This is a genomic window from Pontibaca methylaminivorans, assembly GCF_900156525.1.
GTDB classification, from domain to species: domain Bacteria; phylum Pseudomonadota; class Alphaproteobacteria; order Rhodobacterales; family Rhodobacteraceae; genus Pontibaca; species Pontibaca methylaminivorans.
Map to the genome: position 1 here is coordinate 1,998,464 of NZ_FTPS01000001.1, position 14,157 is coordinate 2,012,620.

Below are 14,157 nucleotides of genomic sequence, written 5' to 3' on the forward strand. Positions count from 1 at the left end.
CGCTCAGACGTCCACTTCCTCGACGAAACGGGCGTTTTCCTGAATATACTGGAACCGCAGTTCGGGTTTCTTGCCCATGAGCCGTTCGACCAGTTCGCCGGTCTCGCCGGGTTCGTCCTCGTCGATGGTGACGCGGATCAGCTTGCGGCTGTTCGGATCCATGGTGGTTTCCTTCAGATCCTTGGCGTCCATCTCGCCAAGCCCCTTGAAGCGCGACACGTCGATCCGCCCCTTGCCGCCCAGCCCCCTGGCCAGCAGCGCATCCTTTTCCGCCTCGTCGATGCAATAGACCCGCCGCGCGCCCTGCGTCAGGCGGAACAGGGGCGGGCAGGCAAGGTAGAGATGCCCGTGGTCGATCAAGGGGCGCATCTTGGCATAGAAGAACGTCATCAGCAGCGAGGCGATATGGGCGCCGTCCACATCGGCATCGGTCATGATGATGATCTTGTCATAGCGCAGATCGTCGAGGTTGAACTTCGTGCCCATCCCGGTGCCGAGCGCCTGGCAAAGGTCGTTGATCTCCTGGTTGCTGCCGAGCTTGGACGAGGCCGCGCCCAGCACGTTCAGGATCTTGCCCCGGAGCGGCAGCAGCGCCTGCGTCCTGCGGTCGCGCGCCATCTTGGCCGAACCGCCGGCGCTGTCGCCCTCGACGATGAACAGCTCGGTGCCGTCGCGCGCGCCCAGAGAACAATCGACGAGCTTGCCGGGCAGGCGCAGCCGGCGGGTTGCGCTCTTGCGCTGGGTTTCCTTTTCCTGCCGTCGCCGCTGGCGTTCCTCGGCGCGCAGCACCAGGAAATCGAGAATCGCGCCCGCCGATTTCGTATCCGCCGCCAGCCAGTTGTCGAAATGGTCGCGTACGGCGCCCTCGACCAGCCGCGCGGCCTCGGTCGTGGCAAGGCGGTCCTTGGTCTGGCCGACGAATTCGGGATCGGCGATGAAGCAGGACACCAGCGCGCAGCCCCCGGCCAGCAGGTCGTCGCGGGTGATCTGCGCGGCCTTGCGGTTGTTCGCAAGTTCGCCATAGGCGCGGATGCCCTTGAGGATCGCGGCCCAGAACCCGGCCTCGTGGGTGCCGCCTTCGGGGGTCGGCACGGTGTTGCAGTAGGACTGGAGGAAACCGTCGCGCGAGGGGGTCCAGTTGATCGCCCATTCGACCTTGCCGGGCACGCCGAACCGTTCGCGGAAATCGACGCTGCCGGCAAAGGGCTGATCGGAATAGGTGCTGGCCCCGGCCAATGTCTCGGCCAGATAGTCGGAAAGCCCGCCGGGAAAGCGAAAGCTTGCCTCGGCCGGGGTTTCACCGTCGTCCACCTCGGATTTCCACCGGATCTCGACGCCCGAGAACAGGAACGCCTTGGAACGGATACTGGTGAACAGCCGCGCGGGCCGCAATTGGTGCTGGCCGAAGATTTCGGCATCGGGGTGAAAGGTCACCGATGTGCCGCGCCGGTTGGGGGCCGCGCCCGCATGTTCGACCGGGCCAAGCGCAATGCCGCGGGAAAACCGCTGCTCATGCAACTGGCGGTCGCGCGCGACCTGCACCACCATGGAATCGCTGAGCGCGTTCACCACCGCCGCGCCGACCCCGTGCAGCCCGCCCGAGGTCTGATAGGCCTTGCCCGAGAACTTGCCCCCCGCATGGAGCGTGCAGAAAATCACCTCGAGCGCGGATTTTCCGGGAAATTTCGGGTGCGGGCCGACCGGAATGCCGCGCCCGTTGTCGGTGATCGTGACCGAGTGATCCGCATGCAGCGTGACCTCGATGCGGTTCGCATATCCCGCGACCGCCTCGTCCATGGCATTGTCGAGAACTTCGGCCACCAGATGATGCAGGGCGCGCTCATCCGTGCCGCCGATATACATGCCGGGGCGCTTGCGCACCGGTTCGAGCCCTTCGAGAACCTCGATCGAGGCGGCATCGTAATCCGAGGCGCTCTCGGCACTGAGAAAGTCGTCGGCCATGGGGTTTCTGATCTGCTCGCTTGGCTTGTTGATGCATATTATGACAGAGCGCGCGGGCCGGGGAAAGTGCTGCCCTGCGGTGCCCGGCTTGCCGCGGATGCGGCTTGCGCCTAAAGCCGGACCGTGATGCCCCGGTTTTCGACATATGCCACCCATCTGCGGGTTCTTCTGCTGCTTGGCCTGCCGCTCATCGGCGGGCATCTGGCGCAGTTCGCCATCGGCCTGACCGACACGGCGATGCTCGGCTGGTACGGTGTGGCCGAGCTGGCGGCGGTCACGGTCGCGAACGGAAGCTATTTCATCGTGCTGTTCCTGTTCGGGGCCGGGTTCGCGATCGCGGTCATGCCGCTCGTGGCGGCGGCCGCCGCGGTCGGGGACGAACTGGCCGTGCGCCGCAGCACGCGCATGGGGCTCTGGCTGTCGGTGCTGTTTTCGGCGCTGGTCATGCCGCTCATGTGGTGGTCGGGTCCGATCCTGCGGGCGCTCGACCAGCCCGAAGCGGTGGCGAACCTTGCCGAGCAATACTTGCGCATCGCCGGCTGGGGCCTGTTCCCGGCCCTGCTGGTGATGGTGCTCAAATCCTATCTGGCGGCGCTCGGGCATACCATGGCGGTGTTCTGGATCACGGCGCTGGCGGCGGTGCTCAACGCGGTCATCAACTATGCGCTGATCTTCGGGCACTTCGGCGTGCCCGAACTCGGCATCCGCGGCGCCGCGATCGGATCGGTGCTGAGCCATGGCATCTCGCTGCTCGCGGTCGGGGTCTATGCGGTCCGCGCCATGCCGCAGCACGAACTGTTCCGCCGCTTCTGGCGCCCCGACCGCGAGATCTTCGCGCAGGTTTTGGCGCTCGGCCTGCCGATCGGGCTCACCACGCTGAGCGAGATCAGCGTCTATGCGGCCTCGGCGGTGATGATGGGATGGATCGGCACGGTTCCCCTGGCGGCGCACGGGATCGTGCTCGGCATCGCCGAGGCGGCCTTCATGGTGCATCTCGGATTCGGCAATGCGACCACGATCCGCGCCGGCACCGCCTACGGGCTGGCCGACCGGGACATGATGCGCAACGCGGCGCTGGTCGCGACGGTGCTTTCGCAGGTGATCGCGCTCGTCAGCGTCATCCTGTTCCTTGCCGTGCCCGAGCCGCTGATGGCGCTGTTCGTGGCGCGCGATGCGCCGGCGCGGCCCGAGATCTTCGCGGTCGGAGCCGGATTCCTTGCCATCGCGGCGCCGCTGCAGTTCCTGATCGGCGCGCAGGTGGTGGCGGTCGGCCTGCTGCGCGGCGTGCAGGACATGCGGGTGCCGATGGTGATCGGGGCGCTGTCCTATACGGTGCTCGGGATCGGTGCGTCCTATGTCCTCGGATTCACGTTCGACCTCGGCGGCGCGGGGATCTGGCTCGGGCTGCTGGCCGGCATCGGCTGCGCGAGCCTTTTGCTCATGCGGCGTTTCTGGCGGCGCGGGCTCGACCGGACGCTGATCGTGCCGGCACCGCCGACAGGGCGGCCCGGCGACTGAACCGGCGACACCGCCCGCAGCCGTGTCAGCCCGGCATGGTCCGGGGGGCTGCGTCGATACGGGCGGCCGTCTTGCGCACGAGGGTGCTGCGCAGGTCGTGCATGGCAAGAAGCAGCGGCTCGGTGAACTGCTCGAGCTCCGCGTCGCTGGCGCGCGCCTGCGCCCAGTGGGTGAGGGCGTTCATCTGTTCGATGCAGAGCCGCACCGATTCAAGCTCGCGCGCCGCCAGAACGGCGCTGCGCTCGGTCATCCAGTCACGGATCCGGGCCTGATCCTGCTCGGACAGGTCATGATCGCCATGCGGCTTTATCTCGCCGTTACGGATATTCACCGCGGCGATCTGGGTCATCTCGATGCGCCGCTGCCGGTTTTCCGTATCGACCCGGAAAACCAGCGCGCCGTTGTCGCGAAGCCGGAAATAGTAATCCGGCGGCGCCATGCTCATCGCAGCGACTCGCAGAAGCGGCGGATGCGCTCGCAGGCTTGTGCCAGAACGTCGTCGGCGGCGGCATAGCTGATGCGGAAATGCGGGCTGAGCCCGAAGGCCGCGCCAAAGACCAGCGCCACGCCGGCCTCGTTCAGGAGCGCGGTCACGAAGGTCTCGTCATCGGCGATCACCGTGCCGTCCGCGGTGCTGCGCCCGATCAGCCCCTTGATCGAGGGATAGACATAGAAGGCCCCGTCCGGCACCGGGCAATCGATGCCGTCGATCGCATTCAGCCGTTCGACGACCATGTTGCGGCGGCGGCGGAAGATCGCGTTATGCGCCTCGATATGGTCCTGCGGTCCTTCGAGTGCGGCGAGCGCGGCCCATTGGCTGATCGAACAGGGGTTCGAGGTGCTCTGGCTCTGGATTTTGCGCATGGCGGCGATCAGGTCTTCGGGCCCGCCGGCATAACCGATTCTCCAGCCGGTCATGGCATGGGATTTCGACACCCCGTTCACGGTAAGCGTGCGCGCGAAAATGCCGGGCTCCACCTCTGCCGGGGTGCAGAAGCGGAAATCGTCATAGGCAAGCCGCTCGTAGATGTCGTCGCTCATGACATGGACGTGTTCGTGGCGCAGCAGCACATCGGTCAGCTCCTTCACCTCGTCCCAGGCATAGGCGGCGCCGGTCGGGTTGCTCGGAGAGTTCAGGATCAGCCACTTGGTGCGCGGGGTGATCGCGGCCTCGAGCTGCGCTCCGGTCAGCTTGAATCCGCTTTCGGCCGTGGTCTCGACAAAGACCGGGGTGCCGCCGGCAAGCAGCACCATGTCGGGATAACTGACCCAGTAGGGCGCGGCGATGATCACCTCGTCGCCCGGATTGAGCGTCGCCATCAGCGCATCATAAAGGATTTGCTTGCCGCCGTTGCCGACGCTGATCTGCGAAGGGTTGTAATCCAGCCCGTTCTCGGTTCTGAACTTGGTGCAGATCGCGGCCTTGAGCGCGGGCATCCCGTCGGGATCGGTGTATTTCGTATGACCGGCGTCGATGGCTGCCTTGGCCGCCGCCTTGACGTGATCGGGGGTATCGAAATCGGGCTCCCCGGCGCTCAGCGCGATGACATCGCGCCCCGCAGCCTTCATTTCGCGGGCGCGGGCGCTGATCGCGATGGTCGGAGACGGCTTGACGCGTGCAAGTGTCGCAGAGAGGAAAGACATGGGAGCCTCCGTTTGAACAATAGGCGCATGCGTCATATGATGCCCCTCATGCCCGATCAAGCCGCGATGATGAACTACAGGCAGATGAGCTTATGACAGAACATCAGAAGGACTGGTTCGGCCCCGAAACCGCGACCTTCGGCGACCGCCTTGCCGGCGCGCGCGAAGCCGCGGGGATGACCCAGACCGACCTCGCCCGGCGCCTTGGCGTCAAGAAAACAACGCTGGTGGCATGGGAAGACGACCTTGCGGAACCGCGCGCGAACCGGCTGACCATGATGGCCGGGCTGACCAATGTCTCGGTCCAGTGGCTTCTGACCGGCGAAGGTGTCGGCGCCGAGGCGCCGGACGATTCCGTTCCGGTTCCGCATGATCTGTCCGAAGCGCTGCATGAACTGCGCGAGATCCGCGCCAGCCTGCGCAGCAATGCCGAACGCGCGGCGCAGCTTGAAAAGGCGCTGCGCCGGGTTCTTCTCGGGCAGGCGGCGGGATGAGCGAATCGCTTGAAATCCGCCGCAAGCGGCTGCTCATGCGCTCCATGCGGCGCGGGATCAGGGAAATGGACCTGATGCTCGGCAGTTATGCCGGCCGTGTGGTGCCGCTCATGACCGAACGGGAGCTTGACGCCTACGAGGATCTGCTCGCCGAAAACGACCGCGATCTTTACCAGTGGGCGATGTGCCCCGCCGAGGCACCCCCGCGTTTTCGGCGGCTGATCGAAGAAATTTCCAATACGTTCCGCGAGCATGTGACCTGCTTTTAACTCAATCTTCGCGATTGTCTCCGACAGTGACGCCTGCAGCAGGACACTGCGGAGGGACCGATGAGTATGGAAATGCGGATCGCGCCGCTTGCGGCACGGGCTTTCATGCCCGCCTATCTGGAGATCCTCATGCTGGTGGAGCGGCTGCACCGCCTGCTGCTCGACGTGATCAAGGACGAGTTCGAGCGGCTCGGCATCATCGACATCAACGCGGTCCAGGCGCTGCTGCTGTTCAATATCGGCGATAACGAGGTCACTGCCGGGGAACTGAAAAGCCGCGGCTACTACCAGGGCAGCAACGTCAGCTACAACCTGAAGAAACTGGTCGAGATGGGCTATATGCATCATCAGCGCTGCGAGATCGACCGCCGCGCGGTGCGGGTCCGCCTGACCGCGCAGGGGCGCGAGATCCGCGATACGGTGACCGAACTGTTCCTGCGTCATGCGGAAGGGCTGCAGAATCGCGAAGCGATCGACGCGGGCACGATCACCGACATGGCGCGCCTGCTGAAACGCGTCGAACGGTACTGGAGCGACCAGATCCGGTATATCTACTGACCCGCACCGGTGGATCCCGCCAGGATATCCGGCGGATGGGCGGAGCGAGCGGGCCGGCAGCAGGTCAGGGCGGGGGACAGGGCGAGAATACGAGCCGGACCGGAAAGAGCGGGCGCAGCAGGACAGCCCGCCGGGCGCGGCTTTTGGCTTTGCCTGCCGCCGAATGGCAGGCTATGTAATCTGACCATGGCCCTGCTTTCCATGCAGGCCCGCGGCTGTGCCGCTCCTTGTCCTGACCGGCATTTCCGGCCGAAATGTGGCAAGGAAAAGGCAGGATGGGACTTTGCCCGCGCCCCCCGGGGCGGTGGTGGCATTTTTCCGACCGGGCATCATATGCCCGCAGCGCCGAGCGGGACCCTCGCCGGAAGGTGGGCCTTGTGTTGTTGTGTTTGTTAACTGGTTGATCTGTCATGATTCGGTTGCAGGACGATGCCGCCCGGAGCGCCGGGACCATACGGCATGACCACTCCCCCGCCGCGGGACGTCCCGGCCATCCGCGAACCGTTCCCTGCTTTACCCGCAATACCCTGATCGCGACCCCCTGCGGCGCCCGCCCCGCCGGCGAACTGCGCGAGGGCGACCGGGTGCTGACGCGCGACAACGGGTTTCAGCGGATCCTCTGGCATGGATCCTGCCGGTTGAGCGGTGCCGACCTTGCGGCCGCTCCCCATCTGGCTCCGGTCCTGATCCGCGCCGGGAGCCTTGGCGAGGGCCTGCCCTTGCGCAACCTGCTGGTCAGTCCGGGCCATCGCCTGCTGCTCGCGGCGGATCGCGCCACCGTCCTGTTCGAGGAACGCGAGGTTCTCGTGGCGGCGCATCACCTGACCGGCTGCCCCGGGGTTGAGCGCCCCCCGTGCCGCGGCGTGACCTATGTCCACTTCATGTTCGCCCAGCACGAAATCGTGCTGTCCGACGGCGCATGGAGCGAAAGCTTCCAGCCCGGAGACCACAGCCTGACCGGGATCGGCACCATGCAGCGCAGGGAGATATTCGCGCTTTTCCCGGAATTGCGCTCGCCCGAGGGGCGCGAAAACTACCGTGCCGCGCGGCGCTCGCTGCGCCGGCACGAGGCCCGTCTGCTCGCGTCGTGACTACTTCCCGGCTCCGGCAGGCGCACCCCCGCCGTCAGCGGCCTTTCCAGACCGGGTCGCGTTTCTCGGCAAAGGCCCGCGCCCCCTCAAGCTGGTCTTCTGAGGAATAGAGTACGTCCACGCTGCGCAACTGCCGCCGCGTGATCCGGTTCATCGTGTCCTGAAAGCGCGCCCCCTCGGCATCGCGCACGATCTCCTTGATCGCTGCATAGACCAGCGGTGGCCCTGATTCGAGCAGGCGGGCCAGTTCCCAGGCGCGCTCCATCAACCTGTCGGCCGGCAGGAATTCGTTCACGAGCCCCCATCGCAGCGCCTCGTCCGCGCCGAACCAGCGCCCGGTAAGCAGCAGTTCCATGGCGATGTGATAGGGGATTCGCTTGGGCAGCTTGATGCTGGCGGCATCGGCCACGGTGCCCGAACGGATCTCCGGCAGGGCAAAGGTGGCATGTTCCGCGGCAAGGATCATGTCGGCGCTCAGTGCCAGTTCAAGCCCGCCACCGCAGGCGATCCCGTTCACCGCGGCGATCACCGGCTTGTTCATGTCGCGCAGTTCCTGCAGCCCGCCGAACCCGCCGACACCGTAATCACCGTCCACCGCGTCGCCCTCGGCGGCGGCCTTCAGATCCCAGCCGGGGCAGAAGAACTTTTCCCCGGCCGCGGTCAGGATCGCCACCCGCAGATCGGGATCATCGCGGAAATCGCGAAAGACCTCGCCCATGATCCGGCTGGTCGTAAGGTCGATCGCATTGGCCTTGGGGCGGTCCAGCGTAACAAGCAGGATCGCACCATTGCGTTCGGTTCTGACGGGAGAGGGAGTGTCACTCATGATCATTCAGCCTTTCGGATCAGGGCATCGGCCGCCACCGCACGCGTCGGCGTGCAGATCAGCGGATTGACTTCAACTTCGGACAGGCTCCCGGCGTTGGCAATCACATAGGACTGGATCGCCTCGACGGCGTCGAGAACCGCCTCGATATCGGCACCCGGCGCGCCGCGATAGCCTTTCAGCAGGGGCGTCATGCGCAGGCGCAGCAGCGCCGCCCGGATCTGCGCCCGGCGGCTCGGCACGAGGAGCGACACCGTATCGCGCAGGATCTCGGTCAGCACGCCGCCCGCACCGATGGTCAGCACGAAACCATGGGCCGGATCGCAGGTCACCCCGATCAGAAGCTCGGCCACGCCACCGGTGACCATCTCCTCGACCAGGAACCGGGCCGCACCGATTTCGCGCGCCGCCGCCTCGACCTCATCCGCCGCAAGCCCGACACGCACCGCGCCATGTTCGGATTTATGGGCAAAACCCATGCCCTTCAGGACGAGCGGCCCGGCAAGATCCCGTGCGGCATCCGCGATTGCCCCGGGCCCCTCAGCCAGGCGCCCGCGCGGGATGGCAAGCCCGTGCTGCGAAAGCGCCCGCTTCGCCTCGTGTTCGGAAAGGGTGCGCAGCGCACCGGTCGCCCCGGGCAGCAGCAGGGGATCAGACGGCTCGGGCAACGGGGCGGCCGCCGCGCGCACCGCGGCAAAGGCCTCGGCCAGCCCGTTCAGCGGCACGACTCCGCCCGCCATCAGTTTGCGTGCGGCTGCCTCGGGCATGAGTTCGGGCAGCGTCGCGACCACCGCGAAGGGCGCACCCGTGGCATGGCGCGCGCCGATTGCGGCTTCGGTCGCGCAGATCCAGTCGCGCGGATCGGTATGCGGATAGTCCACGATCGACATGGTGAGCGCGATCTCCGGCCCGGCCATGGCGGCCCAGGCGCGCGTCATGGCGGCGGTGTCGCGCCAAATATAGGTGTGATAATCCAGCGGGTTGGCAAGCGCCACCATTGGGCCGAGCGCCTCGCGCAGCGCCTGCTTGCGCGCGGGCGAAAGCGGCGGAAAGGATACCCCCCGCTGCGCACCGAGATCGGCGGCAAGGCTCGCCTCGCCGCCCGAACAACTGATCGAGGCGACCTTTGGTGCAGGCAGGCGGCCCGCGCAGTGCAAGAGCTTCAGCGTCTCGAGAAATTCGGGCAACGTATCAAGGCGCGCAATCCCGAGCCGCTCGAGCAGCGCAGCCGCACCCGCATCGCTGCCCGCGAGCGAGGCCGTATGCGACACGGTCGCCTGGCGCGCCTGTTCCGAGCGCCCGACCTTGAGCGCGACCAGCGGAACATCGCGCTCGCGTGCCTTGCGGGACAGATGCTCCCAGTCGCGCAACGCGCCGAACCCCTCGATATGGAGCCCGATCGCGCTCACCCGGGGATCATCCAGCAACGCCGCGGCGATCTCCGCCTGGCTGGTCTGGGCCATGTTGCCGCAGGTGATCATGAAGGCGATCGGCAGGGCGCGGCGCTGCATGGTGAGGTTGATCGCGATATTCGAAGACTGGGTAAGGATCGCGACGCCACTTTCCACCGCGCTCATCCCGTGCTGGTCGGGCCAGACGGCGACGCGGTCGAGCGCATTCACGAATCCATAGCAGTTCGGGCCGAAGATCGGCATTTCGCCGGCCGCCGCGACCAGATCGGCCTGAAGGTCGGCGCCCGACTCGTCCTCGGCCCGCGCCTCGGTAAAGCCGGAGGCAAAGCACACCGCACCCCCCGCGCCGAGCGCGGCAAGGCGGCGCACCATGTCGATCGTCGCATGACGGTTGATCCCGACAAAGGCCGCGTCGATCGGCCCGTCATGGTCCTCGGGCCGTCGCAGCGCGCGCAGCCCCGCGATATCCTTGCCGTCCGGGTGCACCGGAAAGATGTCGCCGCCGTATCCGATCCGCCGGCTGGCCTCGATGATCGCCGCGCACCAGGCGCCCCCGCCGATGACGGCGATGCTGCGGGGGTCGAGAAGACGGGAAAGGTCGTGCATTCCGGCGGCCCTTCTGCAGAGATTTCATGCCTCCGGCGGGGATATTTCCTGCCAGAAGAAGTCATTCTTTGTTAACTCCGTGCGGCGAGACTGGCTGTGCGGTACAGGCGGGGACGCCGATGACCGTGCCAGGAGAAGGCCCCCTGCGCCGGGATCCGGTTGCAGGGGGTCGCGCCCGGAGTCTTCTTCTGGCAGGAAATATCCCCGCCGGAGGCATCGCGCGCGGCACGCGCGCGATTCATGATCCAAAGCGGCGCTCATGCCCCGAGCGCCCGCAGCAGGTCGCGGCTGATGATATGGCGCTGGATTTCACTCGTGCCGTCCCAGATCCGCTCGACCCGCGCGTCGCGCCAGAACCGCTCGAGCGGATAGTCGTCCATCAGCCCCATGCCGCCGTGGATCTGGATCGCCGCATCGGTGACCCGCGCCAGCATCTCGCTGGCATAAAGCTTGGCCGAGGCGATCTCGCGGTTCGCCGGCAGGTTCTGGTCCAGCCGATCGGCCGAGGCGAGCGTCAGCAGGTCGGCCGCGTCGATTTCGGTGATCATGTCGGCCAGCTGGAAGCTCACGCCCTGGAACTTGCCGATCTTCTGCCCGAACTGTTCGCGCGTCGCCGCATAGTCCAGCGCATAGTCGAACACCCGCCGTGCGCGTCCGACCGACATGGCGGCGACGGTGATCCGCGTGGCATAAAGCCAGGTGTTCATGACGTCGAAGCCCCCGTCGACCTCGCCCAGAACCTGCGCATCCGGCAGGCGGCAGTCGTCGAAGTCGAGGATCATGTTCTTGTAGCCCCGGTGGCTCACCGACCGGTAGCCGTCGCGGACCGTGAACCCCGGCGTGCCGCGATCGACCAGAAAGGCGGTGATGCGCTTCTTTGGTCCCTTGGGCGTCTGATCCTCGCCGGTGGCGATGAAAACGATGAAGAAATCGGCGTGATCCGCGCCCGAGATGAAATGTTTCGTCCCGTTCACGATCCAGTCGCCGCCCTCGCGCCGGGCCACGCATTTCATGCCGCGCACGTCCGACCCGGCGCCGGGTTCGGTCATGGCGAGCGCATCCATCCGTTCGCCGCGCACCGCCGGCATCAGGTAACGGTCAATCTGGTCGCCCTCGCAGGCCATGAGGATGTTCTGCGGCCGGCCGAAGAAATGGGTGAGCGCCATCGACCCGCGCCCGAGTTCGCGTTCGACCAGCGCGAATTCAAGATGATTGAGCCCCGCCGCACCTACGCTTTCGGGAAAGTTGCAGGCATAAAAGCCAAGCTCGATGGTCTTGCGTTTGATGTCATGGGCGATTTCGGCTGGCACTTCGCCGCTGCGCTCGACCAGATCCTCGTGGGGATAGATTTCCTTTTCGACGAAACTGCGCACCGTCGCGGCGATCATCTCCTGTTCGTCGTTCAGCCCGTATTGCATGTGAACATCCCTCTCTCCGCCCGTGCGGCGGCCCTTGTTGACCTCGGCGGTCGCTAGTCGGCGTAATCGGATTCATCCGCATCCAGGATGGCCTTCAGTTCGGCAAGATGGCGCTCGGCCTGGCCGGGGTAGGTCTCCAGTTCGCGCGCGGTCTTTTCGGCCACCGCGTCGGAGAGGATGCGCAACTCGCGCCCGGTCTGCAGCGCGCGGATATAGGTTTCGGCCGCGCGCTCGAAATAATAGAGGCGATTGAACGTGTCCGCGACGCTGTCGCCGATCACCATCACGCCGTGATTGCCCATGATCATCACCTTGTGGCGCGGGTCCGCAAGCAGCGCCGCGCAGCGCTCGCCCTCTTCCTCGAAGGCAAGCCCGCCATAGTTCTCGTCGATCACATGGCGGTCGAAGAAGGTCGCGCAGTTCTGGTCGATCGGCGGCAGGCGGCTGTCCTTGAGCGTCGCCAGCACCGTTGCAAAGATCGAATGGACATGCATGACGCAGCGCGCGTGGGGGCAGCGGCGGTGAATGGCCCCGTGCAGCCCCCAGGCGGTCGGATCGGGCGCATCCGGCCCCTCAATCGTCGCCGGATCATCGGCGTCGATCACGATCAGGTCGCTGGCGCGGATGCGGGCGAAATGCATCTGGTTCGGGTTCATGAGAAAGCGCGTGCCGGCGGCGTCGATGGCCAGGCTGAAATGGTTCGCGACCGCCTCGTGCAGGCCGAGCCGCGCCGTCCAGCGAAAGGCGGCCGCCAGATCCACGCGTTCCTCCAGGTGGTCGATGCGGTTGTGCAGCAGCGTCGTGGCCATGGTGCTTCTCCCTTCCGGTTCGCTCGGGGGGGATGGTGCCAATGCGAAACCGTTTTGGCCATTGGAAATTTGACGTATCCGGCGGCAAACACGCGGGCCGCCCCGGATCATGTGCGGGGGCAGGGCGGATGCGCGCGCCGGTTCCGGGAAAGATGTTCTTCCGCGCGGGCTTGCGCCACGAACCCCCGCTGGCTGCCCTTGTCGGCGGGATTGGGCGAAAAAGTCACAAAAAGCGCGGGAATCCGCGAATTTTCCTGGTCACCCACCCAGTATTCGTTGTGTTATCTCACGGGCTTCCCCTAAATGCGCACATCTTGGCCCGACGGAACGGGCGAATGCAGGAGACAGAAGATGTCAAAACCGATGACCAAGACCCAGCTCGTGGCGGCCCTGGCCGATGACATGGGAAGCGACAAGAAGACCGCGAGCGCCGCACTCGATGCGCTGATCGGCATCATCACCCGCGAGGTGAGCGGTGGCGGTGCGGTCACGCTGCCCGGCGTGGGCAAGATCTACTGCCGCGAGCGCCCCGAGCGCATGGTGCGCAACCCGGCCACCGGCGAGCAGTTCAAGAAGGACGCCGACAAGGTCGTGAAGATGACGATCGCCAAGGCGCTGAAGGACAGCGTGAACTCCTGATTTCAGTTCCGGCGCGTGGCCCGGCTGCCCGGGCTGCGCTGCCCGGGCCCTTCGCGCCCCGCCTCGAACAGGCGCGAGCGCGGATGCCGGGGCCTGCGCCCGTACTTTCCCGCAGGATCCGTTTGCAGCGTGGCACTCAGGCGAGCTTTCCGGCCGTCTCGATCAGGCGGCGGGTCTGGTGGCCGATCGCATCCCGGGCCTCCGCGGTGAACCCGGTCCCCTGGGTGTGGCTGTAGCCATAGGGGTTGCCGCCGGTCTTGAAGATCACCTCGTCGGTATAGCCCGGCGCGACAATGACCGCACCCCAGTGCATCGCCGTGGCATAGAAGGACAGCAGCGTGGTTTCCTGCCCGCCATGGGCGTTCTGCGCCGATGTCATGGCCGAGATCGCCTTGTTCGCCAGCGCGCCCGCCGACCAGACGCCGCCCAGCGTGTCGATGAAGGCGCGCATCTGGCTCGCCATGATGCCGAAACGCGTCGGCGCGGAGATGAGATAAGCGTCGGCCCATTCCATGTCCTGCGCGGAAGCTTCCGGCACATCGGCGCTCGCCTCGGCCTGGGCCTGCCAGGCATCGACGCCGGCGACCACCTCGGCCGGGGCGGTTTCGGCGGCCTTGCGCAGCCGCACCTCGGCGCCGGCGGCCTCTGCCGCCTCTGCGGCGATCAGGGCCATCTGATGATTGGTGCCATAGGTCGAGTAATAGACAATCGCCAGCTTGATGCTCATCGGTCGAATCCTTTCATCGGCTCTGCCTGCTGCGGTGCTTTGTCGCCGCGCTCCGGCCCGGGCAGCGGCATGAGCGGATCCCGATCCCCTGTGCCGGCTGCGGTTCCTGTCGCGGCTGCCTGTAATCTGTGGCGCGACGGCGATAAGGCCAGATGACCGGTGCAGATTATCCGATTGTCGAAAC

14 protein-coding genes are annotated in these 14,157 nt (G+C 66.2%); 6 read left to right on the forward strand and 8 right to left on the reverse strand.

Annotation, left to right across the window (positions count from 1 at the left end; genetic code table 11):
- Positions 1-3 precede the first annotated feature (3 nt).
- Positions 4-1,962: a DNA topoisomerase IV subunit B gene (parE, locus tag B0B01_RS09795; protein WP_076649698.1), complete on the reverse strand. Its 1,959-nt coding sequence runs from the start codon at positions 1,960-1,962 to the stop codon at positions 4-6.
- A 126-nt stretch (positions 1,963-2,088) separates the two neighbouring features.
- Between parE and B0B01_RS09800 the strand changes: the two genes are divergently transcribed.
- Positions 2,089-3,480: an MATE family efflux transporter gene (locus B0B01_RS09800; RefSeq protein WP_076649699.1), complete on the forward strand. Its 1,392-nt coding sequence runs from the start codon at positions 2,089-2,091 to the stop codon at positions 3,478-3,480.
- A 25-nt stretch (positions 3,481-3,505) separates the two neighbouring features.
- On the opposite strand, the gene B0B01_RS09805 is transcribed toward B0B01_RS09800, so the two are convergent.
- Positions 3,506-3,925 carry a hypothetical protein gene (locus B0B01_RS09805; RefSeq protein WP_076649700.1) on the reverse strand — a complete coding sequence of 140 codons (420 nt, stop codon included), beginning with the start codon at positions 3,923-3,925 and terminating at the stop codon, positions 3,506-3,508.
- Complete coding sequence (locus tag B0B01_RS09810; protein ID WP_076649701.1) at positions 3,922-5,124, reverse strand: pyridoxal phosphate-dependent aminotransferase; 1,203 nt, start codon at positions 5,122-5,124, stop codon at positions 3,922-3,924. The genes B0B01_RS09805 and B0B01_RS09810 overlap by 4 nt, the downstream gene beginning before the upstream one ends.
- Before the next feature lie 92 nt (positions 5,125-5,216).
- Here B0B01_RS09810 and B0B01_RS09815 point away from each other — a divergent pair, with 92 nt between their 5' ends.
- The 4 genes from B0B01_RS09815 (at position 5,217) to B0B01_RS09830 (ending at position 7,536) form a co-directional block, all read left to right on the forward strand.
- Positions 5,217-5,618, forward strand: coding sequence for a helix-turn-helix domain-containing protein (locus B0B01_RS09815; protein WP_076649702.1), 402 nt, complete (start codon positions 5,217-5,219; stop codon positions 5,616-5,618).
- Positions 5,615-5,887 (forward strand): succinate dehydrogenase assembly factor 2, encoded by a 273-nt coding sequence (locus tag B0B01_RS09820; RefSeq protein WP_076649703.1) that lies wholly within the window; start codon positions 5,615-5,617, stop codon positions 5,885-5,887. Before B0B01_RS09815 ends, B0B01_RS09820 begins: the two co-directional genes overlap by 4 nt.
- A gap of 60 nt (positions 5,888-5,947) precedes the next feature.
- Complete coding sequence (locus B0B01_RS09825; RefSeq protein ID WP_407675272.1) at positions 5,948-6,445, forward strand: MarR family winged helix-turn-helix transcriptional regulator; 498 nt, start codon at positions 5,948-5,950, stop codon at positions 6,443-6,445.
- Between the two features lie 410 nt (positions 6,446-6,855).
- The gene (locus tag B0B01_RS09830) at positions 6,856-7,536 is read left to right on the forward strand and encodes a Hint domain-containing protein (RefSeq protein WP_076649705.1); all 681 of its coding nucleotides are present in this window, start codon (positions 6,856-6,858) and stop codon (positions 7,534-7,536) included.
- A 34-nt stretch (positions 7,537-7,570) separates the two neighbouring features.
- Here B0B01_RS09830 and B0B01_RS09835 read toward each other — a convergent pair whose 3' ends face one another.
- From B0B01_RS09835 to B0B01_RS09850, 4 genes are all read right to left on the reverse strand, one after another.
- A complete protein-coding gene (locus B0B01_RS09835; RefSeq protein WP_076650166.1) occupies positions 7,571-8,362 on the reverse strand; it encodes a carnitinyl-CoA dehydratase in 792 nt (263 codons plus the stop codon).
- Positions 8,363-8,364: 2 nt separating this feature from the next.
- Complete coding sequence (locus B0B01_RS09840; protein ID WP_076649706.1) at positions 8,365-10,380, reverse strand: acetate--CoA ligase family protein; 2,016 nt, start codon at positions 10,378-10,380, stop codon at positions 8,365-8,367.
- 257 nt (positions 10,381-10,637) lie between these two features.
- On the reverse strand, positions 10,638-11,798 hold the full coding sequence (locus tag B0B01_RS09845; protein WP_076649707.1) for an acyl-CoA dehydrogenase family protein: 1,161 nt from the start codon (positions 11,796-11,798) through the stop codon (positions 10,638-10,640).
- Positions 11,799-11,851: 53 nt separating this feature from the next.
- Positions 11,852-12,607, reverse strand: a complete 756-nt coding sequence (locus B0B01_RS09850; protein ID WP_076649708.1) for a class II aldolase and adducin N-terminal domain-containing protein — start codon at positions 12,605-12,607, stop codon at positions 11,852-11,854.
- A gap of 351 nt (positions 12,608-12,958) precedes the next feature.
- Here B0B01_RS09850 and B0B01_RS09855 point away from each other — a divergent pair, with 351 nt between their 5' ends.
- The gene (locus B0B01_RS09855) at positions 12,959-13,246 is read left to right on the forward strand and encodes an HU family DNA-binding protein (RefSeq protein ID WP_076649709.1); all 288 of its coding nucleotides are present in this window, start codon (positions 12,959-12,961) and stop codon (positions 13,244-13,246) included.
- Positions 13,247-13,382: 136 nt separating this feature from the next.
- Here the strand turns inward: B0B01_RS09855 and wrbA are convergent, their stop codons facing one another.
- Positions 13,383-13,973, reverse strand: a complete 591-nt coding sequence (wrbA, locus tag B0B01_RS09860; RefSeq protein WP_076649710.1) for an NAD(P)H:quinone oxidoreductase — start codon at positions 13,971-13,973, stop codon at positions 13,383-13,385.
- Positions 13,974-14,157 lie beyond the last annotated feature (184 nt).

Bases quoted from the DNA above. Each gene is read 5' to 3' on its own strand.
- parE (WP_076649698.1), bottom strand. From the start codon at position 1,962: ATGGCCGACGACTTTCTCAGTGCCGAGAGCGCCTCGGATTACGATGCC.
- B0B01_RS09800 (WP_076649699.1), top strand. From the start codon at position 2,089: ATGCCCCGGTTTTCGACATATGCCACCCATCTGCGGGTTCTTCTGCTG.
- B0B01_RS09805 (WP_076649700.1), bottom strand. From the start codon at position 3,925: ATGAGCATGGCGCCGCCGGATTACTATTTCCGGCTTCGCGACAACGGC.
- B0B01_RS09810 (WP_076649701.1), bottom strand. From the start codon at position 5,124: ATGTCTTTCCTCTCTGCGACACTTGCACGCGTCAAGCCGTCTCCGACC.
- B0B01_RS09815 (WP_076649702.1), top strand. From the start codon at position 5,217: ATGACAGAACATCAGAAGGACTGGTTCGGCCCCGAAACCGCGACCTTC.
- B0B01_RS09820 (WP_076649703.1), top strand. From the start codon at position 5,615: ATGAGCGAATCGCTTGAAATCCGCCGCAAGCGGCTGCTCATGCGCTCC.
- B0B01_RS09825 (WP_407675272.1), top strand. From the start codon at position 5,948: ATGAGTATGGAAATGCGGATCGCGCCGCTTGCGGCACGGGCTTTCATG.
- B0B01_RS09830 (WP_076649705.1), top strand. From the start codon at position 6,856: ATGATTCGGTTGCAGGACGATGCCGCCCGGAGCGCCGGGACCATACGG.
- B0B01_RS09835 (WP_076650166.1), bottom strand. From the start codon at position 8,362: ATGAGTGACACTCCCTCTCCCGTCAGAACCGAACGCAATGGTGCGATC.
- B0B01_RS09840 (WP_076649706.1), bottom strand. From the start codon at position 10,380: ATGCACGACCTTTCCCGTCTTCTCGACCCCCGCAGCATCGCCGTCATC.
- B0B01_RS09845 (WP_076649707.1), bottom strand. From the start codon at position 11,798: ATGCAATACGGGCTGAACGACGAACAGGAGATGATCGCCGCGACGGTG.
- B0B01_RS09850 (WP_076649708.1), bottom strand. From the start codon at position 12,607: ATGGCCACGACGCTGCTGCACAACCGCATCGACCACCTGGAGGAACGC.
- B0B01_RS09855 (WP_076649709.1), top strand. From the start codon at position 12,959: ATGTCAAAACCGATGACCAAGACCCAGCTCGTGGCGGCCCTGGCCGAT.
- wrbA (WP_076649710.1), bottom strand. From the start codon at position 13,973: ATGAGCATCAAGCTGGCGATTGTCTATTACTCGACCTATGGCACCAAT.